Here is a 22,196-nt window from a genome sequence, read left to right on the forward strand (position 1 = left end):
TGGGTTGCTCGGATCGCACGCCAGGCTCGGGCCCGAGTGTCCCGCAGCAGCGCGCCTAGGCTGTCATCCGTGCCCCCCGCCGCCCTCGACGACGCCACGACCAGCGCTCCGGCGGCGCTGGAGGCGCACGTCTGGTCGGTGCCGATGCGCACCCGGTTCCGCGGCATCGACGTCCGCGACGGCGTGCTGGTGCGCGGTCCGGCCGGCTGGGGCGAGTTCTCCCCGTTCTGGGACTACGACGTCGCGGAGAGCCGGCGCTGGTGGGCGAGCGCGTACGAGGCCGCCGTCCTGGGCTGGCCCGACCCGGTGCGCGGCAGCGTGCCGGTCAACGTCACGGTGCCCGCGGTCGGCCCGGAGCGGGCGCACGCGATCGTCACGGCGTCGGGCTGCCGCACCGCCAAGGTGAAGGTGGCCGAGCCGGGGCAGACCGACGCGGAGGAGGAGGCCCGGGTCGAGGCCGTGCGCGCCGCGCTGGGCCCGGGCGGGGGGATCCGGGTCGACGCCAACACCGCCTGGGACGTCGACACGGCGGTCCGCCGGATCACCGCGCTGGACCGCTACGACCTGGAGTACGTCGAGCAGCCCTGCGCCACCGTCGAGGAGCTCGCGGCGCTGCGCCGTCGCATCGACGTCCGGGTCGCCGCCGACGAGGTCGTCCGCCGGGCGCCCGACCCGCGCCGCGTGGCGCTGGCCGAGGCGGCCGACGTCGTCGTGCTCAAGGTGCAGCCGCTGGGCGGGGTGCGCGCCGCGCTGGAGGTGGCCGAGGCGCACGGGCTGCCGTGCGTCGTCTCCTCGGCGCTGGAGAGCTCCGTGGGGATCGCCGCCGGGGTCGCCCTGGCCGCGGCGCTGCCCGAGCTGCCGTTCGCCTGCGGGCTGGCCACCGTGGCGCTGTTCACCGCCGACGTCGCCAGCGCCCCGCTGCTCCCGGTGGACGGCGCGCTGCCGGTGGCCCGCCCGGTGCCCGACCGGCTCGCCGAGACCGCCGCCGACCCGGACACCGACCGGCGCTGGCGGGCCCGGCTGGCCGCGGTGCTCGCCGCGTGAACCCCTCCACCGCCTTCGCCCGGGTGCTGGTCGACGAGCTGCTGCGCGGCGGCGTCACCGACGCCGTCGTGGCCCCCGGCTCCCGCTCCGCGCCGGTGGCCCTCGCGCTGGCCGACGCCGAGGCGGCCGGCCGGCTGCGGCTGCACGTCCGCATCGACGAGCGCACCGCCGCCTTCCTCGCCCTGGGGCTGGCCAAGTCCGCCGGGCGCCCGGTGCCGGTGCTCACCACCTCCGGGACGGCGACCGCCCACCTGCACGCCGCGGTGCTGGAGGCCGACGCGAGCGGGGTGCCGCTGCTCGCGCTGACCGCCGACCGGCCGCCGGAGCTGCGGTCGACCGGGGCGAACCAGACGATCGAGCAGCCGGGGCTCTACGGCCGTGCGGTGCGCTGGGCCGCCGACGTCGGCACGCCGGAGCCCGGCCGCGAGGCGGCGCAGAACCGGTACTGGCGATCGCTGGTGGCCAAGGCGCTGCTGGTGGCCCGGGGCGAGCTGTCCGGCGACCCGGGGCCGGTGCACCTCAACCTCGCGCTGCGCGAGCCGCTGATGCCCGACGACGTCACCCCCGGCGTGCGGCCGCCGCTGCCCTCGGGCGACCTCGCCGGCCGGCCCGACGGTGCGCCGTGGACCGCGTCGGCCGGTGCCGCCGGCGGCGCCCGCAGCGCGCCGCTCACCGCCGGCGAGGCCGACGCCGGCCGCACGCTGGTCGTCGCCGGGGACGCGCCCTCGGCGGTGGGGCGGGCGGCCGCCGTCGTCGCCGACCAGCGCGGCTGGCCGGTGCTCGCCGAGCCCAGCAGCGGGGCGTGGGGCGCGGCCGGCGCGGTGCGCGGGTCGGCGCTGCTGCTCGGCGCGCAGGAGTGGGCGGGGGCGCACCGGCCCGACCGGGTCGTCGTCGTCGGCCGGCCCACGCTGTCCCGCCCGGTCGCCGCGCTGCTCGCCGACCCGGCGGTGCGGGTGGAGACCTACGCCCCGTCCCCGCGCTGGGCCGACCCCGGCCGGGGCAGCGCGGTCGTGGGGAGCGCCGCGCTGGACCCGGGGCTGGCGCTGCGCGACAGCGGTCCCCGCGGTGACGCCGCCTGGAGCGCCGCCTGGGCCGACGCCGCGACCCGGGTGGGCCTGGCCGTCGACGCCGAGCTGGACGACGCCCCGGCGCGCGGGCTGACCGCCGCCCGGCTGGCCCGCGACGTGGTGGCCACCCTGCCGGCCGGGGCGCTGCTGGTGCTCGGCTCCTCGACGCCGGTGCGCGACGTCGACCGGCTCGCGGTGCCCCGGCCCGGGCTCACCGTGCTGGCCAACCGCGGGGTCGCCGGCATCGACGGCACGATCTCCACCGCCCTCGGGGCGGCGCTCGCGCACCAGGGCGCCGGCGGCGGCCGGGCGTTCGCGCTGATGGGCGACCTGACGTTCCTGCACGACCTCACCGGCCTGCTCACCGGCGAGGGGGAGGCGGTGCCCGACCTGACCGTCGTCGTCCCGGACAACGACGGCGGGGGGATCTTCGCCCAGCTGGAGCCCGGGCAGCCGCAGTACGCCTCGGCCTACCGCCGGGTCTTCGGCACCCCGCACGGCCGCGACCTGGTGTCGGTTGCCCGGGCGCTGGGCTGGGCCGCCACGGCGGTCGGTGACCCCGGTCAGCTGGTGACCGCGCTGGGGGCGGGCGGGCCGCGGGTGGTCGTCGTCCGCACCGACCCCGCCGCCGATGCGGCGCTGGCGGTCCGGCTGCGCGACGTGGCGGCCCAGGCACTCGGGTGATCTCCGGCGGGTCCCTTCTCAGGCCTGGGCGAGCGGCCGGGGAGCCCGCTGCCCGAGCAGCAGCAGCTCGGCGTCGGCCTCCTCGAGCGGCCGGGAGAACAGGTAGCCCTGGGCCAGGTCGCACCGCTCGGCGCGCAGCCGGTCGCGCTGGGCGGTGGTCTCCACGCCCTCGGCCACGACCTCCAGGCGGAGCGTGCGGCCCAGCTGGACCAGGCCGTGCACGATCGCCGCGTCGTCGGCCGAGCCGTCGAGCAGGGTGACGAACGAGCGGTCGATCTTGAGCACGTCGACGTCGAACTGGCGCAGGTAGCTCAGCGACGAGTAGCCGGTGCCGAAGTCGTCCAGCGCCAGCCGGACGCCGAGCGCGCGCAGCTCGGCGAGCCGCTCGGCCACCGCGGCCGGGTCGGTGACCAGCGCGGTCTCGGTGACCTCCAGGACCAGCGCGGACGGCGCGAGCCCGCTGGCGGTGAGCGCCTCGGCGACGTGCTGCAGGAGGGTGCCGCCGACGAGCTGCCGGGCCGAGACGTTGACCGCCATCGACAGCGGGCGGCCCGGGTGGGCGCGCTGCCACCGGGCGGCGGTGCGGGTGGCCTCGGCGAGCACCCAGCGGCCGATCGCGACGATCTCGCCGGACTCCTCGGCGACCGGGACGAACCGGTCCGGCCCGACGGCGCCGAGGGTCGGGTGCTGCCAGCGGAGCAGCGCCTCGAAGCCGACGACCTGCTCGTCCTGCAGGTCGACGACGGGCTGGTAGGTCAGCCGCAGCTGCCCGGCGGCCAGCGCACCGGCGAGCTCGCGCTCCAGCTCGATGCGCTGCAGGGCGGCGGTGCGCATGTCGGGGTCGAAGACCACCCACTGGGCGCGGCCGGCGGCCTTGGCGCGGTACATGGCGATGTCGGCGTCCCGGAACAGCGACAGCGGGGTGGCCTCGGGCTCGGCGACGACGATGCCGATGCTGGCGGCCACGGTGACCTTGTGCCCGCCCAGGTCGACCGGCTCGCTGATCACCTCGAGCAGCCGCTGCGCGAGCGCGGCCGCCTCGGGCAGCCCGCCGGTGGTGTCGTCGACCAGGACGGCGAACTCGTCGCCGCCCAGCCGGGCGACGGTGTCCGCCGACCGGACGACGCCCAGCAGCCGCGCGCCGATCGCGCACAGCAGCTGGTCGCCGGCGAGGTGGCCGATGCTGTCGTTGACGTCCTTGAAGCCGTCCAGGTCCAGGCAGAGCACGATCGGCGGGCTGCCGGTGCGGCCGGCCCGGCGCAGCGCCTGCTCGGTGTGGTCCAGGAACAGCGAGCGGTTGGCCAGCCCGGTCAGGCCGTCGTAGAAGGCCTGGTGGGCCAGCTCGCGCTCGGCCAGGGTGCGGGCCGTGGTGTCGTAGAGGCTGACGACGATCCCCGCGACGTCCGCGTCGTCCAGCAGGTTCACCGCCCGGCCGCCGAGCCAGAAGGGGCTCCCGTCCGGGCGCCGTCCCTCGAGCTCCAGCTCGACCGGCACACCGGGCTGGGCGACGCTGCGGGCCAGCAGCAGCCGGGTGGCGTCGGGGTCGCCGCCGACCTGCCCGACCAGCGCCGCCAGCTCGACGCCGGCGGTCGCGTCGGCGCCGAAGGAGCGGGACAGCGACCCGGAGTCGGCGGTCAGCCGGCCCTCGACGTCGACGACCGCGACGGCGTCGGAGGAGTTGACCGCCAGCGCCTCCGAGCGGCGGGCCTGCGAGCGGACGACCGCCCAGGCCCGCTCGCCGTCCAGGGCGACCAGCCGGGTGCGGATCGAGATGAGCACGAGGAGCACGCCCCAGACCACCAGGCCGGGGACCGGGTTGACGTCGATGCCCTCCCGCCAGGCGAAGAGCTCGACCAGCGCGGGGGCGGTGAACGGCGCGACGTTGATGGCCATCCGCCAGGGGCCGTTGCCGGGGCCGCGGTCGGTGGCGGGGTCCTCGGTGCCCGACTGGGGCACCCAGGGCACCGCGGCCATGAGCACGACGCCGAGCAGCCAGCCGCCGTCCAGCCAGCCGGCCACGGTGTCGGCGGAGGCGAGGAGCAGCCAGCCCAGGTCCGCGCCCATCCAGCACGCCATGCCGAGCAGCACCAGCGCCACCACCGGCCGGACGCGGCCGTGCAGCACCAGGCGCCACGCCATCAGGCCGATGACGACCGCGTCCAGCACCGGGTAGGCGACGAAGGCGGCCCGGGCGGTGGGGGAGAGGCCGTGGTCGGCCAGGGTCGCCGTCACCGACGTCTGGAAGACGACGAGCAGGGCGACGGAGAGGGCGGCCACGCCGTCCAGCACCGCGTAGAGGCGTGCGCCGGGTCGGCGCCGGCCGCCGATGCGGCCGGTCAGCGCGATGCCGGCCATCGTGAGGTAGCTGGCCAGCCAGGCCACGTCGGCGATCGACACGTCGGGCGGGGAACCGGTGGCCCAGGTGAGGGCCTGCCAGAGCACGTCGCCGGCGGCGTTGAGGGTCAGGGTGAGGGGCAGCCACGGGACCCGGCCACGGCGGTTCTGCGGCCGCCGGAGGTCGCCGGCCCAGGCGACCGCGGCGCCGCCGACGCTGATGACGAGGTAGAGCCAGTCGGCGAGCAGGCTGTCCGGCGCGAGCACCACGAAGCCCAGGGCCAGCACCAGCAGGGCCACCAGCACACCCGGGGAGACCACGGCACGCGGCCGGATCGCGCGGAGGGTGCGGGGGGAGCTCACCGAGACTGCTTCGGCCGTACCCGGCGCGCTCTGGAGCCAGGGGCGCCCCCGGCGCCCCTTCCGGGTGAGCCTCAGTCCTCCAGGGCGGCCTGGAAGGCGGCGAGCTTGGCCTGGGTCTCGGCCAGCTCGGCGAGCGGGTCGGACCCGGCGACGATGCCGCAGCCGGCGAACAGCCGCGCCTGCCGGCCGTCGTCGGCGCCGGTCAGCTGGGCGCAGCGCAGGGCCAGCCCGAACTCGCCGTCGCCCCGGGAGTCCAGCCAGCCGACCGGCCCGGCGTACCGGCCGCGGTCCATGCCCTCGAGCTCGGCGATGACCCGGGCGGCCTGCGGCGTGGGGCTGCCGCAGACGGCGGCGGTGGGGTGCACGGCGCCGACCAGCTTGAGCAGGCCGGTCCGGTCGCCGTCCCGCTGGCGGCCGTGCACGTCGCTGGCCAGGTGCCGCACGTTGGGCAGGGTGAGGACGTCGGGCCGCTCCGGAACGTGCAGGTCGTCGACGAACGGGCGCAGCGCGTCGGCGAGGCTGGTGACGGCGTAGGCGTGCTCGGCGTGGTCCTTGACCGACTCCTCCAGCCCGGCGGCGAGCCGGTCGTCGTCGGCGCCGGCGCCCCGCGGGGCGGTGCCGGCGAGCACCCGGGCGTCCAGCCGGCGGCCGGTGCGACGAAGCAGGAGCTCCGGGGTGGCGCCGAGCATGCCCTCGACGGCGAAGGTCCAGGTGTCGGGGAACCGCTCGGCCAGCCGCAGCAGCAGCCGGCGGGGGTCCAGCGGGCGGTCGGCGCTGACCAGCAGGTCGCGGGCGAGCACCACCTTGTCCAGCTCGCCGGCGTCGATGCGCGCGACGGCGGTGGCGACCGCGCCGCACCAGGCCACCGGGTCCAGCGCCCCGTCGGCGTAGGCGAGCCGGCCGATCGAGGTGGCCGCCTCCTGCGGGGAGGTCTCGACGACGGCGCGGTCCTCGTCGGCCTCCCCGGTCACGGTCACCCAGGTCTGGCCGTCGCGGCGGCCCACCACGACCTCCGGGACGACGAACACCGAGGTGCCCGCCGCCGGGTCGAACGCGATGGAGGCGAAGACCACCGGGCCGGAGCCGGGGACACCGAGCGGGTCCTCGGCCCGGGTGCGGGCGCAGCGGTCGGCCCACCAGGCGGCGGCCTCCTGCAGCGCGTCCGGGCCGGTGACCTCGAGCCGGTCGGCCTCGCCCCAGCCGACCAGGCCCTCGCCGCGGCGCACCCAGGCGAGCGCGCCCTCGGCCGGCAGCAGGGTGAGCAGCGGGGTGCGGCGCGGACCGAAGGGCGTGGTCGTGACGGCGGCCGCGTCGGTGGTCTCGGCTGCGATGGTCACGTCTCCAGGGTAGGAGGCGCGCAGGTAGCGTCGCCGACGTGGCGACCGGTGGACGACCTGAGACGGCGGGGACGCGCGCGGGGCTGGACAAGCGCCCGGCCGACGTCGCGGCGATGTTCGACCGGGTGGCCGGCCGCTACGACGTGACGAACACGGTGCTCTCCGGGGGCCTGGACGCCGGCTGGCGCCGGGCCACCCGCGAGGCGCTGGGGGCGCGACCGGGGTCGACGGTGCTCGACGTCGCGGCCGGCACCGCGGTCTCCACCGTCGAGCTCGCCGCCGGCGGCGTGCACGCGATCGCCTGCGACTTCTCGCAGGGGATGCTGCGCGCCGGGGCCGCGCGGGCGGTGCCCAAGGTCGCCGGTGACGCGATGGCGCTGCCGCTGGCCGACCAGAGCGTGGACGGCGTCGTCATCTCCTTCGGCCTGCGCAACGTGGCCGACCCGGTCGCGGCGCTGCGGGAGTTCTCCCGGGTCACCCGGCCCGGCGGCACGCTGGTGGTCTGCGAGTTCTCCAGCCCGGTGTGGGGGCCGTTCCGCACCGTCTACACCGAGTACCTGATGCGGGCGCTGCCGGCGATCGCCCGGGTGGTGAGCAGCAACCCGGAGGCCTACGTCTACCTGGCCGAGTCGATCCGGGCGTGGCCGCAGCAGCCGGAGCTGGCGCGCTGGCTGCAGGAGGCCGGCTGGGGCGACGTCGCGTGGCGCAACCTGACCGGCGGCGTGGTCGCCCTGCACCGGGGCACCCGGATCTAGGCGTCCGCCAGCACCGCGGCGATCACCGCCTCGGGGTCTGACCGGTCCGCGGTCCCGGTCATCGCGGCGCGCAGGAGAAGCGCCTTCCACAGCGCCCAGCCGCGGCCGCGCGCCCAGGTCTCGGGGTCCAGGGCCAGCCCTCCTCGGAACGCCGTCCTGCTGCCGCCGTCGAACAGCGTCCAGGCGATGACCAGGTCGCACGCCGGGTCGCCGACGCCGCTGGTGCCGAAGTCGAGCACGGCGGCGAGCCGGCCGTCGCGGACCAGCAGGTTGCCGGCCGCCACGTCGCCGTGGAACCAGCGCGGGGGTCGCTCCCAGGTCGTGGCGAGTGCGCGGTCCCACACGGCCGTGACCGCTGCGCGGTCGACGACGTCGGACAGCACGTCGATCGCCCGGCGGGTCTCCGCGTCGTAGTGGGCGAGCGGGGCGCCACGCCACCAGCTGTGCGGCCCCGGTGGTGGCCCGCCGCTCGCGTCCACCTGCTGCAGCGCGGTCAGGAAGGCCGCGACGTCGGCGGCGAAGGCGGTCAGGTCGGTGACGGCGGCGGTCCGGGCGTCCTCGCCGTCGAGCCACCGGTACACCGACCACGACCAGGGGTAGCCCTGGCCGGGAGCCCCCTGGGCCAGGGGGACGGGGACCGGCAGCGGCAGGTGCCGTGCCAGGTGGGGCAGCCAGCGCTGCTCCTTGCCCACCGCCGCGGCGTAGCCCTCGGCGCTGGGCAGTCGGACCAGCATCTCCTCGCCGAGCCGGAAGGTGCGGTTGTCCCAGCCGCTCGACGTCACCGGGCGCACCGGCAGCTGTCCCCACTCGGGGAACTGAGCCCTCACCAGGCGCCGCACCAGCGGGACGTCGATCTGCACGGCCCGACCCTCCGGTGCGGCGCTCCAGGGCGCCATCGGATTCCACCGAGCGACGCCGGTGACGAGTGCCCACTCGTCGGGGTCTCCACGCGGGGCGATGCCCAGAGGACTGCGCAACGGGCGAGGCGAGGAGCAGGGTCGGCGCATGACGACACCACCCACGCCGATGCCCGAGCCGCCCGGACCCTCGCCGTCCCCGATCGACCCGCTCCCGCCGCCGGAGCCGGCGCCCTTCCCGCAGCCGAGCCCGACCGACCCGACCGCCCCGCCGCCTGCCCCGTCCCCGGGACCGCTCACCTGACCAGCAGGAACGGCCAGCCGGGACCCTCGGTGTGAACTCGGTCACCGGGGGTCCTGGTGTTCCGACGCCCCTCGGGCATAGGCTTCCACCGCTCGACTTTGTGAAGTAGTTCACAAGCGTCATCCCGGGGGTCCCCGGGCGTGGAGTGGAGGTCGTCCCGGTGGTCTGCACGACGAGGTGCACACCGATCAGGGGCGGGTCGCCGGCTGGTCCGGTGCCCGTCCGCGGGTCGGTGGGCTGTCCCTGATGCTGTCGAACTACGTGCCCCTCGTCGGGCTGTTCGTGCTCGCCGCCGGCTTCGCGCTGTTCTCGGTCACCGCGGCCCCGTTCATCGGCCCGCGGCGCTACAACCGCGCCAAGCTCGAGGCCTACGAGTGCGGCATCGAGCCGGTCGACCAGCCGCTCACCGGTGGCCGCTTCCCGGTGAAGTACTACCTGACCGCGATGTTGTTCATCGTCTTCGACATCGAGATCGTCTTCCTCTACCCCTGGGCCGTCGCCAACGAGCAGCTCGGGGTCTTCGGCCTGGTCGAGATGGCCGTCTTCATCCTCACCGTCTTCATCGCCTACACCTACGTGTGGCGTCGCGGCGGGCTGGAGTGGGAGTGACCGTGCGTGCACCGAGGGACGGGGAGTCCTGATGGGCCTCGAGGAGAAGCTGCCCAGCGGCGTCCTGCTGACCAGCGTCGAGAAGCTGGTCAACTGGACCCGGAAGTCCTCGCTGTGGCCGGCCACCTTCGGGCTGGCCTGCTGCGCGATCGAGATGATGGCCTCCGGCGCCGGCCGCTACGACCTGGCCCGCTTCGGCATGGAGGTCTTCCGGGCCTCGCCGCGCCAGGCCGACCTGATGATCGTGGCGGGGCGGGTGAGCCAGAAGATGGCGCCGGTCCTCCGCCAGATCTACGACCAGATGCCCGAGCCGCGCTGGGTGCTCGCGATGGGCGTCTGCGCCAGCTCCGGCGGCATGTTCAACAACTACGCGATCGTCCAGGGCGTCGACCACATCGTCCCGGTGGACATGTACCTGCCCGGCTGCCCGCCGCGGCCGGAGATGCTCACCGACGCCATCCTCAAGCTGCACCACAAGATCCAGCACGAGCCGCTGGGCGCCAAGCGGGCCGCGCAGCAGGCCGCTGCCCGGGCCGACGGCACCGCACCCGACCTGCACATCGAGATGCCCTCCAGCGTCCGCGCCGACAAGGCGCAGCGCCGGGCGTACGAGGAGGCGGCCGCCGCGGGCCGCACCGGTCAGTTCGCCATCGAGCAGCGCGGGGGCAACGCCGTCGTCCTGCCCGGGGCGGGGGCTCCGCGATGACGACGGGCGAGCGAGCATCGCAGGGAGCGCCAGCGACCGAGGAGCGGAACGAGCCCGGAGTCGAGCCGAGGTGGTTGCGATGACGGAGGCGGGGCCGGGGGCCGCGGCCGCGCCGTCCGGCGGGTTCCGCAAGGGCGCCTTCGGCGTCAGCGGCAGCGGCGACACCTCCGGCTTCGGTGGCCTGGTCCGGGTCGAGCCCGGCGGCGCCGTCGCGCTGCACACCACCGACCGCCCGTACGGCGGCTGGTTCGACGAGGTCACCGACGCCCTGATCGACGCGGTCGGCCAGGCGACCTACGACGCCGCCGTCCTGCGGGTGCTCGTCGACCGCGGCGAGATCACCTACTTCGTCGTCCGGGAGCACCTGCTCACGCTGGTCCAGGCGCTGCGCGACGACGACGCCCTGCGTTTCGAGCTGTGCAGCAGCGTCTCCGGCGTCGACTACGAGGACAGCGGAGGCCCGGTCGCGACGCCGGACCGACCGCGGCTGCACGTCGTCCACCACCTGACCTCGATGACCTACCGCCGCCGCATCCGGCTCGAGGTGGCGGTCACCGCCGAGGACCCGCACGTCCCCTCGGTCACCGGGGTCTACCCGACCGCGGACTGGCACGAGCGGGAGACCTGGGACATGTTCGGCGTCGTCTTCGACGGCCACCCCCAGCTGACCCGGATCCTGATGCCCGACGACTGGGAGGGCCACCCCCAGCGCAAGGACTACCCGCTGGGCGGGGTCCCGGTCGAGTACAAGGGCGCGCAGATCCCCCCGCCCGACGAGCGCCGGAGCTACCGATGACCGGGAGTGCGCGATGACGACGACGAGCGACCCCTACGCCGGCTCGCGGGAGACCACCGAGGGCCGGGTCTACACGGTCACCGGTGGCGACTGGGACCAGACCTTCGGCGCCGACCCGCACGAGGAGGAGCGGCTCGTCGTCAACATGGGCCCGCAGCACCCCTCGACCCACGGGGTGCTCCGGCTGGTGCTCGACCTCGAGGGCGAGACGGTCACCAAGGCCCGCGTCGTCATCGGCTACCTGCACACCGGCATCGAGAAGACGACCGAGTACCGCACCTGGACCCAGGGCACGACGCTGGTCACGCGGATGGACTACCTGGCCCCGCTGTTCAACGAGACCGCCTACTGCCTGGCGGTGGAGAAGCTGCTGGGCATCGAGGCCCCGCCGCGCGCCCAGACCATCCGGGTGCTGGTGATGGAGCTCAACCGGATCGCCTCGCACCTGGTCGGGCTGGCCACCTTCGGCATGGAGATGGGCGCCCTCACCGGGATGACCAACGGCTTCCGCGAGCGCGAGCTGGTGCTCGACCTGCTCGAGGAGATCACCGGCCTGCGGATGAACCACGCCTACGTCCGCCCCGGCGGCCTGGCCCAGGACCTCCCCGAGGGCGCGGTCGAGCACGTCCGCGAGTTCCTCGCCGTCATGCCCGAGCGGATCACCGCGATGCACCGGCTGCTCACCGGCCAGCCGATCTGGCAGCGCCGGCTCAAGGACGTCGGCTTCCTCGACGTCACCGGCTGCCTGGCCCTCGGCGTCACCGGTCCGGTCCTGCGCTCGGCGGGGCTGCCCTGGGACCTGCGCAAGGTCGAGCCCTACTGCGGCTACGAGACCTACGACTTCGAGGTGCCGACCGCCGACACCGCCGACGCCTGGGGCCGCTACCTGGTGCGGGTCGCCGAGATCGGCGAGTCGCTGAAGATCGTCGAGCAGGCGCTGGACAAGCTGGAGCCGGGCCCGGTCATGGTCGAGGACAAGAAGATCGCCTGGCCCGCCCAGCTCTCCCTCGGCGCCGACGGCATGGGCAACTCGCTGGACCACGTCCGGCACATCATGGGCCAGTCGATGGAGGCCCTGATCCACCACTTCAAGCTGGTCACCGAGGGGTTCCGGGTGCCGGCCGGGCAGGTCTACGCCGCGATCGAGTCGCCCCGCGGCGAGCTCGGCTACCACGTGGTCAGCGACGGCGGCACCCGCCCGTTCCGGGTCCACGTGCGCGACCCCAGCTTCACCAACCTGCAGGCGACGGCCGCGATGAGCGAGGGCGGCATGATCGCCGACGTCATCGCCGCGATCGCCTCGATCGACCCCGTGATGGGAGGCGTCGACCGATGAGTGCCCTGCCCGGTTCCTTCGAGGGGACGGCGGTGACCGGGCTGGACTCCAGCCCGGTGGAGCCCGCCGCCCCGGACCTGCCGCTGCTGACCGCCCAGCACGAGGCCGAGGCCGCGGAGATCATGGCCCGCTACCCGCAGGCCCGGTCCGCGCTGCTGCCGATGCTGCACCTGGTCCAGTCCGTGCAGGGCTACGTCTCGCCCGAGGGCGTCGGCTTCTGCGCCCGGCTGCTCGGCCTCACCAAGGCCGAGGTGGGCGCGGTCGCGACCTTCTACACGATGTACAAGCGGCACCCCACCGGCCGGCACCTGGTCAGCGTCTGCACCAACACGCTCTGTGCCGTCCTCGGCGGGCAGCGCATCTACGACGCCGTCTCCGCCGACCTCGGCGTCGGCCACGACCAGACCGCCGCCGACGGCTCGGTGACCCTCGAGCACGCCGAGTGCCTGGCCGCCTGCGACTACGCCCCGGTGGTCACCGTCGACTACGAGTTCTACGACCAGCAGGACGTCGACAGCGCCCGCGAGCTGGTCGCCGCCCTGCGCCGCGGGGAGAAGCCGCCGCCGACCCGCGGCGCTCCGCTGACCGACTTCCGCGGTGTCTCCCGCCAGCTCGCCGGTCTCTCCCAGCACGCCGACGCCGCCGCCGAGCGGGCCGCGGTCGACGCACCGTCGGCCGGCGTCCCGACGCTGGTCGGGGTGCGGCTGGCCGCCGAGCGCGGCGAGGCCGCACCACCCATCGGCCGGGCCCCCGACCCGGGCGCCGACGCCGGCACCCCGGCGCCCGAGGCGCCGTCGTCCGGGGGCACCGGGGCCGAGCGGGCCGGCGACGCGACCGTCGCGGCGGCCACCAACCCGGCCGAGAAGGCCGGCGCCGAGCAGGTGCACACCGACGCCCCCGAGCCCGCCGGCCGGCGGCCCGCCGAGCGCGGCGCCGAGGGCACCGACACCCCACCGACCGGCTCCGGGGCCGGGACGAACAGCTCCGTCGAGCGAGAGGTCTGACCGCCGTGCCGCTCACCCCCGTGCTCACCTCGCGGTTCGCCGCGCCCCGCTCCTGGACGCTGGAGACCTACGAACGGCTCGACGGCTACCGCGCGCTCCGCCAGGCGCTGGCGATGACGCCCGACGAGCTGGTCGGCCTGGTCAAGGACTCCGGCCTGCGCGGCCGCGGCGGCGCCGGGTTCCCGACCGGCATGAAGTGGAGCTTCATCCCGCAGCCCAAGCCGGGGGAGACCCCGACCGGCCCGGCCGCGGCGCCCAAGTACCTGGTCGTCAACGCCGACGAGGGCGAGCCGGGCACCTGCAAGGACCTGCCGCTGATGATGGCCGACCCGCACTCCCTGGTGGAGGGCGTGATCATCTCCGCCTACGCGATCCGCTCGCACTTCGCGGTCATCTACGTCCGCGGCGAGGCGGTGCACGCCCACCGCCGGCTGGTGGCCGCCGTGCAGGAGGCCTACGCCGCGGGCTACCTCGGCACCGACGTCCTCGGCTCGGGCTACGACCTGGAGCTGGTCGTGCACGCCGGGGCCGGCGCCTACATCTGCGGGGAGGAGACGGCGCTGCTCGACTCGCTGGAGGGCTACCGCGGCCAGCCGCGGCTCAAGCCGCCGTTCCCCGCCGTCGCCGGCCTCTACGGCGCCCCCACCGTGATCAACAACGTCGAGACGCTGGCCAGCGTCCCGTACGTGGTGCGCGGCGGCTCGGCCTGGTTCAAGTCGATGGGCCCGGAGAAGTCGCCCGGGCCGAAGATCTACTCGCTGTCCGGGCGGGTGGTCCGGCCGGGCCAGTACGAGGCCCCGATGGGGACGACGATGCGCGAGCTGCTGGAGATGGCCGGCGGCGTCCGCCCGGGCCACCAGCTCAAGTTCTGGACGCCGGGCGGCTCGTCGACGCCCTACTTCACCCCCGAGCACCTCGACGTCCCGCTGGACTTCGACTCGGTGGCCGCCGCCGGCTCGATGCTCGGCACCACCGCGCTGATGGTCTTCGACGAGACCGACTCGATCGTCGAGGCGACGCTGCGGTTCACCGAGTTCTACGCGCACGAGAGCTGCGGCAAGTGCACCCCGTGCCGGGAGGGCACCTACTGGCTGGTCCAGATCCTGGAACGGCTGGTGGATGGGCACGGCCGGGCCACCGACCTCGACCTGCTCACCGACACCTGCGACAACATCCTGGGCCGCTCGTTCTGCGCCCTCGGTGACGGCGCGACCAGCTGCATCGCCAGCTCGCTGAAGTACTTCAAGGACGACTACGTCGCCCTGCTGCCCGCCGAGGAGCAGGGCCGGCTGGGCCGCTCGCTCCGCCTCGAGCCCGTCGGAGCCATGTCATGACCGCGACCCCGACGACGCCGCAGCCGGCGCCGGCCACCCCGCCCGCGGTCCCCGGCCCGCACACCCCGCCGGACGCCGTGCACTGCACGATCGACGGCTTCCCGGTGGCGGTGCCCAAGGGCACGCTGATCATCCGGGCGGCCGAGCAGATCGGCGTGCAGATCCCGCGGTTCTGCGACCACCCGCTGCTCGACCCGATCGGCGCCTGCCGCCAGTGCCTGGTGGAGGTCGAGGGCCAGCGCAAGCCGGTCGCCTCCTGCACCACCCCGGTGACCCCGGACATGGTGGTGCACACCCAGCTCACCAGCGCGGTCGCCGACAAGGCGCAGCAGGGCACGATGGAGCTGCTGCTGGTCAACCACCCGCTGGACTGCCCGGTCTGCGACAAGGGCGGCGAGTGCCCGCTGCAGAACCAGGCGATGAGCAACGGGCGCACCGAGACCCGGTTCGTCGAGACCAAGCGCACCTACCCCAAGCCGCTGCCGATCAGCTCGCAGGTGCTGCTGGACCGCGAGCGCTGCGTGCTCTGCGCCCGGTGCACCCGGTTCAGCCAGCAGGTGGCCGGCGACCCGTTCATCGAGCTGTTCGAGCGCGGCGCGCTGGAGCAGGTGGCGATCTACGAGGACGAGCCGTTCGAGTCCTACTTCTCCGGCAACACCACCCAGATCTGCCCGGTCGGCGCGCTGACCAGCGCCACCTACCGGTTCCGCTCCCGCCCCTTCGACCTGCGCAGCGAGCCCAGCGTCTGCGAGCACTGCGCCAGCGGCTGCGCCCAGCGCACCGACTACCGCCGGGGCACCGTGATGCGCCGGCTGGCCGGTGAGGACCCCGCGGTCAACGAGGAGTGGAACTGCGACAAGGGCCGCTACGGCTTCCGCTACGCCAGCAGCAACGAGCGGCTGACCACCCCGCTGGTCCGGCGCGACGGCGAGCTGCAGCCGGCCTCGTGGCCGGAGGCGTGGGCCGCGGCCGCGGAGGGCCTGCGCGCGGCGCAGCAGGCCGGCGGCGTCGGCGTGCTGCCCGGCGGGCGGCTCACCGTCGAGGACGCCTACGCCTACGCCAAGTTCGCCCGGGTCGCGCTCGGCACCAACGACGTCGACGCCCGCGCCCGCGCGCACTCGGCCGAGGAGCTGGCCTTCCTCGCCGCGCACGTGGCCGGCACCGCGCCCGGCGCCGGCGCGCTGACCTACGACGAGCTGACCGCGGCGCCGGTCGTGCTGCTGGTCGGCTTCGAGCCGGAGGAGGAGTCGCCGATCGTCTTCCTGCGGCTGCGCCGGGCGGTCCGGACGGCGGGGATGCAGGTCTTCGACGTCGCCCCGTTCGCCACCCGCGCCGCGGAGAAGCTGCGCTCCACCCTGCTGGCCACGATCCCCGGCGACGAGGCCCGCTCGCTGGCCGCGCTCGCCGCCGGCACCTGGGGCGGCCCGGCCGTCGAGGCACTCCGGCAGCCCGGCGCCGTGGTGCTGGCCGGCGAGCGGCTGGCCGAGGTCCCCGGTGGGTTCTCCGCCGTCGCCGCGCTCGCCCGGTCCACCGGCGCCCGGGTCGCCTGGGTCCCGCGCCGGGCGGGGGAGCGGGGCGCGGTCGAGGTCGGCGCGCTGCCCGGGCTGCTGCCCGGCGGGCGCCTGGTCACCGACGCCGACGCCCGCGACCAGGTCGCCCGGCTGTGGGGCGCCCCGGTGCCGCAGACCGCCGGCCGCGACCTCACCGGCATCCTGGCCGCCGCCCGGGACGGCGCCCTGGGCGGGCTGCTCGTCGGCGCGGTCGACCCGCACGACCTGCCCGACCCCGCGCTGGCCGAGGCGGCGCTGTCCGCCGCCGGGTTCGTGGTCAGCCTGGAGCTCTTCCCCTCGGCGGTCACCGCGCACGCCGACGTCGTCCTGCCGGTCGCCGCGGCGCCGGAGAAGGCCGGCAGCTACCTGGACTGGGAGGGCCGGGTGCGCCCGTTCGACGCGACCCTGCACGGCACCGGCCAGCTCACCGACGGCCGGGTGCTGCACGGCATCGCCGAGCACCTCGGCGTCCCGCTCGGCCTGCCGACCGTCGTCGAGGCCCGCCGGGAGCTGGTCGAGCTCGGCGGCGCGACGTCGCGGGCCCCGGTCGGCGGGCTGGACGTCGCCCCCACCCCGACGCCCGCGCTGACCGGCGAGCAGGCGGTGCTCGCCTCCTGGCGGCAGCTGCTCGACGACGGCACGCTGCAGCGCGACGAGCCGGCGATGGCCGGCACCGCCCGCCCGCCGGTGGCCCGGCTGGGCAAGGACGCCGCCCGCCGGCTCGGGCTGACCGACGGCGAGCTGCTCACCGTGACCGGCCCCGCCGGCACCGTCACGCTGCCGGTGCAGCTGGTCGAGATGCCCGACCGGGTGGTCTGGCTGCCGATGCGCTCGCCGGGCAGCGCCGTCCGCGCCGGGCTCGGTGCCGGGCCGGGCACCGTCGTGACGCTGACCGCCGGGGGGACCCGATGAGCGTGCTCGCCGCACGGGACCAGCCGACGCTCGAGGACTTCGGGCACGACGTCTGGTGGATCGTGCTGATCAAGATCGTCGGCATCTTCGGCGTGCTGGTCGTGATGACGCTGTTCGCGATCGTCTTCGAGCGCAAGGTCGTCGCCCGGATGCAGCAGCGGATCGGCCCCAACCGGGTCGGCCCCCGCGGCTACCTGCAGAGCCTCGCCGACGGCCTCAAGCTGGCGTTCAAGGAGGACATCATGCCGGCGCTGGCCGACCGGCCGGTGTACTTCCTGGCCCCGGTCATCGCCACCATCCCGGCGTTCCTGGCGTTCTCGGTCATCCCGCTGGGGCCGACGGTGAGCATCTTCGGCGAGCGCACCCCGCTGCAGCTCACCGACGCCCCGATCGGGGTGCTCATCGTGCTGGCCTGCTCGGCGATGGGCGTCTACGGCATCGTGCTCGGCGGTTGGGCCTCCGGGTCCACCTACCCGCTGCTGGGCGGGCTGCGCAGCGCCGCCCAGATGGTCAGCTACGAGATCGCCATGGGGCTGTCGATCGTGGCGGTCTTCCTCTACGCCGGGTCGATGTCGACCTCGGAGATCGTCGCCGCCCAGGCCGACGGCACCGACCTGTCCTTCTTCGGCGCCGAGTTCACCGGGCCCAGCTGGTACGCGGTGCTGCTGCCGGTCTCCTTCGTCATCTACGTCATCGCCGTGGTCGGCGAGACCAACCGGGCGCCCTTCGACCTGCCCGAGGCCGAGAGCGAGCTGGTCGGCGGCTTCCACACCGAGTACTCCTCGCTGAAGTTCGCGCTCTTCTTCCTGGCCGAGTACGTCAACATGGTCACCGTCTCCGCGCTGGCCGCGACGCTGTTCCTCGGCGGCTGGCGGGCGCCGTGGCCGATCTCGATCTGGGACGGCGCGAACACCGGCTGGTGGCCGCTGCTGTGGTTCTTCGCCAAGGTCGTCGTCGCGCTGTTCGTCTTCATCTGGCTCCGCGGCACGCTGCCCCGGTTGCGCTACGACCAGTTCATGCGCTTCGGCTGGAAGGTCCTGGTGCCCACGGCGCTGGTCTGGATCCTGGTCGTCGCCACGATGCGCACCGTCTCCCGGGAGGCCGACCTCGACGGGGGTGAGGTCGCCGTCTTCGTCGGGGTGCCGATCGCGCTGCTGGTGCTGGCCGGCCTGCTCATCGCCTCGCGGGTCAGCAACCGCGACACCCGGGTCGCCGCCCGGGCGGCGGCCGCGGGCTCGGTCAACCCGACCGAGCCCGAGGTCCTGCCGCCGACCTCGCGCAGCCGCGACCGGGCCGCCGGCGGGTTCCCGGTGCCGCCGATGGACCTGCGCGTCCCGCCGTCCCCCCGGCTGCGCAGCCGCGAGGCGGTCGGGGCCGGCACGGTCGTCGGCACCGGACGGCGCAGCAGCACCCTCACCGAGCCTGCCCCCGCCCAGCAGGAGGACGACGATGCCTGACACCACCCCGGCCCGGCGCGAGGGCGGTGCCGTCGAGCGGCAGGCCGGCGCGCCGCCGACCCCGGCCGGCAAGCGCGCCAGCTGGCTGCCCGGCCCCGCCCAGGGGTTCGGCGTCACCTTCGCCACCATGTTCAAGAAGGTGACGACGGAGGAGTACCCCGACGTCCCGAAGCAGACGAAGCCGCGCTACCACGGCCGGCACGTGCTCAACCGGCACCCCGACGGGCTGGAGAAGTGCGTCGGCTGCGAGCTGTGCGCGTGGGCCTGCCCGGCCGACGCCATCTACGTCGAGGGCGGCGACAACACCGAGGACGCCCGGTACTCCCCGGGTGAGCGGTACGGCCGCGTCTACCAGATCAACTACCTGCGCTGCATCTTCTGCGGCCTGTGCATCGAGGCCTGCCCGACCCGCTCGCTGACGATGAGCAACGACTTCGAGCTCGCCGACGACGACCGGCAGGCGCTGATCTACACCAAGGAGCAGCTGATGGCCCCGCTGCTGCCCGGCATGGAGCAGCCGCCGCACCCGATGCGGCTGGGCGACGACGAGAAGGACTACTACGTCCGCGACCCGAAGGCGCCGGTCGACGCGCTCGCGCACGCCGCCGCCGAGCCGGTCGTCGAGGAGCGGGTGTGACCCCGGTCGAGATCGGCACCGCGGAGACGATCGTCTTCTGGGTGCTCGGGCCCGTCGCGCTGGCCGGCGCGCTGGGCATGGTGCTGTCGAGGAACGCCGTCCACTCGGCGCTCTGGCTGGTCAACACGATGCTCGCGCTGGGCGTCTTCTACGTCGTCCAGGAGGCGCCGTTCCTCGGCGCGGTGCAGATCATCGTCTACACCGGCGCGATCATGATCCTGTTCCTCTTCGTCCTCATGCTGGTCGGCCGGGACACCTCCGACTCGGTGGTCGAGACCCTGCGCGGGCAGCGGGTCGCCGGCATCGTGCTCGGCATCGGGTTCGCCGGGCTGGTCGGCGCCGGCATCGCCGAGGCCACCCGGGACACCCCGGTGACCGGGCTGGAGGGCGTGCAGGGCGGGGCCGGGGGAGCCGCCGACGGCAACGTCCCGGCCATCGCCGAGCTGCTGTTCACCCGCTACCTGCTGGCCTTCGAGATCACCAGCGCGCTGCTGATCACCGCGGCCGTCGGCGCCATGGTGCTCGCGCACACCGAGCGCGAGCCCGGCAGCCGGCAGACGCAGAAGGAGCTGTCCCGGGCCCGGTTCCTCGCCGGTGACCACCCGCAGACGCTCCCCGGCCCCGGCGTCTACGCCCGGGCCAACTCGATCGCCGCCCCCGGCCGGCTGCCCGACGGGAGCCCGTCGCCGCGCAGCTTCGCCACCGGCGTCGAGCCCCAGGTCGTCGACGAGCTGCCGCCCTCGGGGTCCACCGGCGCCGAGCGCGAGGGCCTCGGCCACGCCGGCGGCCCCGACGCCGCGCTGGGCACGCTCGGCGGCGGCACGACCGGTCCGGTCCCCGGCAGCGGAGAGGGCGCGCCCCGATGAACATCTCGAACTACCTGGTGCTGGCCGCGATCTTGTTCACCATCGGCGCCGTCGGGGTGCTCGTGCGGCGCAACGCGATCGTCGTGTTCATGTGCGTCGAGCTGATGCTCAACTCGGTGAACCTGACGCTGGTCACCTTCGCCCGCACCACCGGCACCGTCGACGGCCAGGTCATCGCCTTCTTCGTGATGGTGGTCGCCGCGGCCGAGGTGGTCGTCGGCCTGGCGATCATCATGGGCGTCTACCGGACCCGCCGCTCCGCCTCGGTCGACGACGTCAACCTCCTGAAGTACTGAGCGGAGCCAGCTGATGGAGACGATCCCCGCCACCGGCCTGCTCGGCGCCTCGTGGCTGCTCATCGCGCTGCCGCTCGCCGGCGCCGCGGTGCTGCTGCTCGGCGGCCGCCGCACCGACCGGTGGGGCCACCTGCTGGCCACCGGCACGGTGACCGCGGCCTTCGTGATCGGCCTGCTCTGCACGTTCCAGCTGGGCGGCCTGGACGAGCCCTCGGCCAGCGTCGACCTGTTCACCTTCATCCAGACCGGCAACCTCGACGTCGAGGCCGGCCTGCTGTTCGACCCGCTGTCGGCGGTGTTCGTGCTGCTGATCACCGGGGTCGGTGCGCTGATCCACGTGTACTCGATCGGTTACATGGCGCACGACCCCGGGCGCCGCCGGTTCTTCGCCTACCTGAACCTGTTCGTCGCCGCGATGCTGCTGCTGGTCCTGGGCAACAGCTACGTGGCGCTCTACGTCGGCTGGGAGGGCGTCGGGCTGGCGTCCTACCTGCTCATCGCCTTCTGGTACACCCGCCCGGCCGCCGCCACGGCGGCGAAGAAGGCGTTCATCATGAACCGGGTCGGCGACGTCGGCCTCGCCCTGGCGATCTTCATCATGTTCGCCCAGCTCGGGACGACGTCCTACGCCGGCGTGTTCGGCGAGGTCGGGCTGCTCGCCGGGGGCACCGTCACCGCGCTCGGCCTGCTGCTCCTGCTCGGCGCCTGCGGCAAGTCCGGCCAGTTCCCGCTGCAGGCCTGGCTGCCCGACGCGATGGAGGGCCCGACCCCGGTCTCCGCGCTGATCCACGCGGCCACCATGGTCACCGCGGGGGTGTACCTCATCGCCCGCAGCGCCCCGGTGTTCGACGAGACGCCGACCGCGCGCACCGTCGTCCTGGTGGTCGGCGCGGTGACGCTCATGATCGGCGCGATCGTCGGGTGCGCGTACGACGACATCAAGAAGGTGCTGGCCTACTCCACGGTCAGCCAGATCGGCTACATGTTCCTGGCCGTCGGGCTGGGCCCGGTCGGCTACGCCGCCGGCATCGCCCACCTGCTCGCCCACGGCTTCTTCAAGGCCGGGCTGTTCCTGGGCGCCGGTTCGGTCATGCACGCGATGCACGACCAGGTCGACATGCGCCGCTACGGCGGGCTGGCGAAGAAGCTGCCGGTCACCTTCGCCACGTTCGGGCTGGGCTACCTGGCGCTGATCGGGTTCCCGTTCCTGTCCGGCTACTGGACCAAGGACGCGATCATCGAGGCCGCGTTCGACCGCGGCGGCACGTCGGGCTGGCTGCTCGGCGGGGTCGCGGTGCTCGGCGCCGGGCTCACCGCGTTCTACATGACCCGGCTGGTGCTGATGACCTTCTTCGGCCGGGCCCGGTGGGAGGACGGCGTGCACCCGCACGAGTCGCCACCGGTGATGACCGCGCCGATGGTCGTGCTGGCGATCGGGTCGGTGGCCGCCGGGTTCCTCATCGTGGAGGCCTTCCCGCTCACCGAGTGGCTCGAGCCGGTCTTCGGCGAGCCCGAGGAGGCCGCGCACGTCGTCGCCCCGCTGACGGTGAGCATCGGGCTCACCGTGGTGATGCTGCTCGGCGTCGCGGCCGCCTGGCTGTTCGTCGGGCGCCGCGAGGTGCCGACGACCGCACCGGCCCGGGTCTCGCCGGTCGTCGTCGCCGCCCGCCGGGCGCTGTACGCCGACACCGTCAACGAGTCGCTGTTCATGCGGCCCGGGATGTGGCTGACCCGCGCGCTGGTCTGGCTGGACAACCGGGGGGTGGACGGCGTGGTCAACGGGACGGCGGCGGCGCTGGGCGGCTCGTCGTCCCGGCTCGGCCGCGCGCAGACCGGCTTCGTGCGCAGCTACGCCCTGGGCATGCTCGGCGGCGCCGTGCTGATCGCCGGCGCGCTGCTCGCGGTGACGACGGCATGACCACCTCACCGATGGAGGAGGAGCGGCACC

18 protein-coding genes are annotated in these 22,196 nt (G+C 74.9%); 15 read left to right on the plus strand and 3 right to left on the minus strand.

Features of this window, described 5'->3' with window-relative positions; all coding sequences use genetic code 11:
- Positions 1 to 69 precede the first annotated feature (69 nt).
- Together FHX36_RS18765 and menD are read left to right on the plus strand one after the other, a co-directional pair.
- Positions 70 to 1,044, plus strand: a complete 975-nt coding sequence (locus tag FHX36_RS18765; protein WP_343056662.1) for an o-succinylbenzoate synthase — start codon at positions 70 to 72, stop codon at positions 1,042 to 1,044.
- Positions 1,041 to 2,795 carry a 2-succinyl-5-enolpyruvyl-6-hydroxy-3-cyclohexene-1-carboxylic-acid synthase gene (gene menD / locus FHX36_RS18770; RefSeq protein WP_183514002.1) on the plus strand — a complete coding sequence of 585 codons (1,755 nt, stop codon included), beginning with the start codon at positions 1,041 to 1,043 and terminating at the stop codon, positions 2,793 to 2,795. Before FHX36_RS18765 ends, menD begins: the two co-directional genes overlap by 4 nt.
- An 18-nt stretch (positions 2,796 to 2,813) precedes the next feature.
- Here menD and FHX36_RS18775 read toward each other — a convergent pair whose 3' ends face one another.
- Together FHX36_RS18775 and FHX36_RS18780 are read right to left on the minus strand one after the other, a co-directional pair.
- On the minus strand, positions 2,814 to 5,492 hold the full coding sequence (locus FHX36_RS18775; protein ID WP_146251585.1) for a putative bifunctional diguanylate cyclase/phosphodiesterase: 2,679 nt from the start codon (positions 5,490 to 5,492) through the stop codon (positions 2,814 to 2,816).
- Between the two features lie 71 nt (positions 5,493 to 5,563).
- The gene (locus FHX36_RS18780) at positions 5,564 to 6,829 is read right to left on the minus strand and encodes an isochorismate synthase (RefSeq protein WP_110552217.1); all 1,266 of its coding nucleotides are present in this window, start codon (positions 6,827 to 6,829) and stop codon (positions 5,564 to 5,566) included.
- Positions 6,830 to 6,867: 38 nt separating this feature from the next.
- Here FHX36_RS18780 and FHX36_RS18785 point away from each other — a divergent pair, with 38 nt between their 5' ends.
- The gene (locus FHX36_RS18785; protein ID WP_110552216.1) at positions 6,868 to 7,584 is read left to right on the plus strand and encodes a demethylmenaquinone methyltransferase; all 717 of its coding nucleotides are present in this window, start codon (positions 6,868 to 6,870) and stop codon (positions 7,582 to 7,584) included.
- On the opposite strand, the gene FHX36_RS18790 is transcribed toward FHX36_RS18785, so the two are convergent.
- Positions 7,581 to 8,444 carry an aminoglycoside phosphotransferase family protein gene (locus FHX36_RS18790; protein ID WP_220035934.1) on the minus strand — a complete coding sequence of 288 codons (864 nt, stop codon included), beginning with the start codon at positions 8,442 to 8,444 and terminating at the stop codon, positions 7,581 to 7,583. The genes FHX36_RS18785 and FHX36_RS18790 overlap by 4 nt on opposite strands.
- Before the next feature lie 478 nt (positions 8,445 to 8,922).
- Here FHX36_RS18790 and FHX36_RS18795 point away from each other — a divergent pair, with 478 nt between their 5' ends.
- The 12 genes from FHX36_RS18795 to nuoL all read left to right on the plus strand — a co-directional run bounded on the left by FHX36_RS18795 (position 8,923) and on the right by nuoL (position 22,166).
- A complete protein-coding gene (locus FHX36_RS18795; protein WP_425487823.1) occupies positions 8,923 to 9,354 on the plus strand; it encodes an NADH-quinone oxidoreductase subunit A in 432 nt (143 codons plus the stop codon).
- Between the two features lie 31 nt (positions 9,355 to 9,385).
- The gene (locus FHX36_RS18800) at positions 9,386 to 10,060 is read left to right on the plus strand and encodes a NuoB/complex I 20 kDa subunit family protein (protein WP_110552214.1); all 675 of its coding nucleotides are present in this window, start codon (positions 9,386 to 9,388) and stop codon (positions 10,058 to 10,060) included.
- 79 nt (positions 10,061 to 10,139) lie between these two features.
- Complete coding sequence (locus tag FHX36_RS18805; protein ID WP_110552213.1) at positions 10,140 to 10,856, plus strand: NADH-quinone oxidoreductase subunit C; 717 nt, start codon at positions 10,140 to 10,142, stop codon at positions 10,854 to 10,856.
- 13 nt (positions 10,857 to 10,869) lie between these two features.
- The gene (locus tag FHX36_RS18810) at positions 10,870 to 12,192 is read left to right on the plus strand and encodes an NADH-quinone oxidoreductase subunit D (RefSeq protein WP_110552212.1); all 1,323 of its coding nucleotides are present in this window, start codon (positions 10,870 to 10,872) and stop codon (positions 12,190 to 12,192) included.
- A complete protein-coding gene (nuoE, locus tag FHX36_RS18815; protein WP_110552211.1) occupies positions 12,189 to 13,196 on the plus strand; it encodes an NADH-quinone oxidoreductase subunit NuoE in 1,008 nt (335 codons plus the stop codon). The genes FHX36_RS18810 and nuoE overlap by 4 nt, the downstream gene beginning before the upstream one ends.
- A 5-nt stretch (positions 13,197 to 13,201) precedes the next feature.
- The gene (gene nuoF / locus FHX36_RS18820; RefSeq protein WP_110552210.1) at positions 13,202 to 14,530 is read left to right on the plus strand and encodes an NADH-quinone oxidoreductase subunit NuoF; all 1,329 of its coding nucleotides are present in this window, start codon (positions 13,202 to 13,204) and stop codon (positions 14,528 to 14,530) included.
- A complete protein-coding gene (locus FHX36_RS18825; protein ID WP_183514004.1) occupies positions 14,527 to 16,992 on the plus strand; it encodes an NADH-quinone oxidoreductase subunit G in 2,466 nt (821 codons plus the stop codon). Before nuoF ends, FHX36_RS18825 begins: the two co-directional genes overlap by 4 nt.
- Positions 16,989 to 18,449 (plus strand): NADH-quinone oxidoreductase subunit NuoH, encoded by a 1,461-nt coding sequence (gene nuoH / locus FHX36_RS18830; RefSeq protein WP_110553864.1) that lies wholly within the window; start codon positions 16,989 to 16,991, stop codon positions 18,447 to 18,449. The genes FHX36_RS18825 and nuoH overlap by 4 nt, the downstream gene beginning before the upstream one ends.
- Entirely contained in the window at positions 18,442 to 19,086 is a 645-nt protein-coding gene (nuoI, locus tag FHX36_RS18835; RefSeq protein ID WP_110553865.1) for an NADH-quinone oxidoreductase subunit NuoI, read from the plus strand. Before nuoH ends, nuoI begins: the two co-directional genes overlap by 8 nt.
- Positions 19,083 to 19,952: an NADH-quinone oxidoreductase subunit J gene (locus tag FHX36_RS18840; protein WP_110553866.1), complete on the plus strand. Its 870-nt coding sequence runs from the start codon at positions 19,083 to 19,085 to the stop codon at positions 19,950 to 19,952. The genes nuoI and FHX36_RS18840 overlap by 4 nt, the downstream gene beginning before the upstream one ends.
- Positions 19,949 to 20,248 (plus strand): NADH-quinone oxidoreductase subunit NuoK, encoded by a 300-nt coding sequence (gene nuoK / locus FHX36_RS18845; protein ID WP_110553867.1) that lies wholly within the window; start codon positions 19,949 to 19,951, stop codon positions 20,246 to 20,248. Before FHX36_RS18840 ends, nuoK begins: the two co-directional genes overlap by 4 nt.
- 13 nt (positions 20,249 to 20,261) lie before the next feature.
- Positions 20,262 to 22,166, plus strand: coding sequence for an NADH-quinone oxidoreductase subunit L (nuoL, locus tag FHX36_RS18850; protein WP_183514006.1), 1,905 nt, complete (start codon positions 20,262 to 20,264; stop codon positions 22,164 to 22,166).
- Positions 22,167 to 22,196: the final 30 nt, after the last annotated feature.

This window comes from Modestobacter versicolor (genome assembly GCF_014195485.1).
Classification (GTDB): domain Bacteria; phylum Actinomycetota; class Actinomycetes; order Mycobacteriales; family Geodermatophilaceae; genus Modestobacter; species Modestobacter versicolor.

Excerpts from the sequence above, each read along its gene's own strand:
- nuoH (WP_110553864.1), top strand. The coding sequence starts at position 16,989 with ATGAGCGTGCTCGCCGCACGGGACCAGCCGACGCTCGAGGACTTCGGG.
- nuoK (WP_110553867.1), top strand. The coding sequence starts at position 19,949 with ATGAACATCTCGAACTACCTGGTGCTGGCCGCGATCTTGTTCACCATC.
- FHX36_RS18805 (WP_110552213.1), top strand. The coding sequence starts at position 10,140 with ATGACGGAGGCGGGGCCGGGGGCCGCGGCCGCGCCGTCCGGCGGGTTC.
- nuoL (WP_183514006.1), top strand. The coding sequence starts at position 20,262 with ATGGAGACGATCCCCGCCACCGGCCTGCTCGGCGCCTCGTGGCTGCTC.
- FHX36_RS18825 (WP_183514004.1), top strand. The coding sequence starts at position 14,527 with ATGACCGCGACCCCGACGACGCCGCAGCCGGCGCCGGCCACCCCGCCC.
- nuoE (WP_110552211.1), top strand. The coding sequence starts at position 12,189 with ATGAGTGCCCTGCCCGGTTCCTTCGAGGGGACGGCGGTGACCGGGCTG.
- FHX36_RS18810 (WP_110552212.1), top strand. The coding sequence starts at position 10,870 with ATGACGACGACGAGCGACCCCTACGCCGGCTCGCGGGAGACCACCGAG.
- FHX36_RS18800 (WP_110552214.1), top strand. The coding sequence starts at position 9,386 with ATGGGCCTCGAGGAGAAGCTGCCCAGCGGCGTCCTGCTGACCAGCGTC.
- nuoI (WP_110553865.1), top strand. The coding sequence starts at position 18,442 with ATGCCTGACACCACCCCGGCCCGGCGCGAGGGCGGTGCCGTCGAGCGG.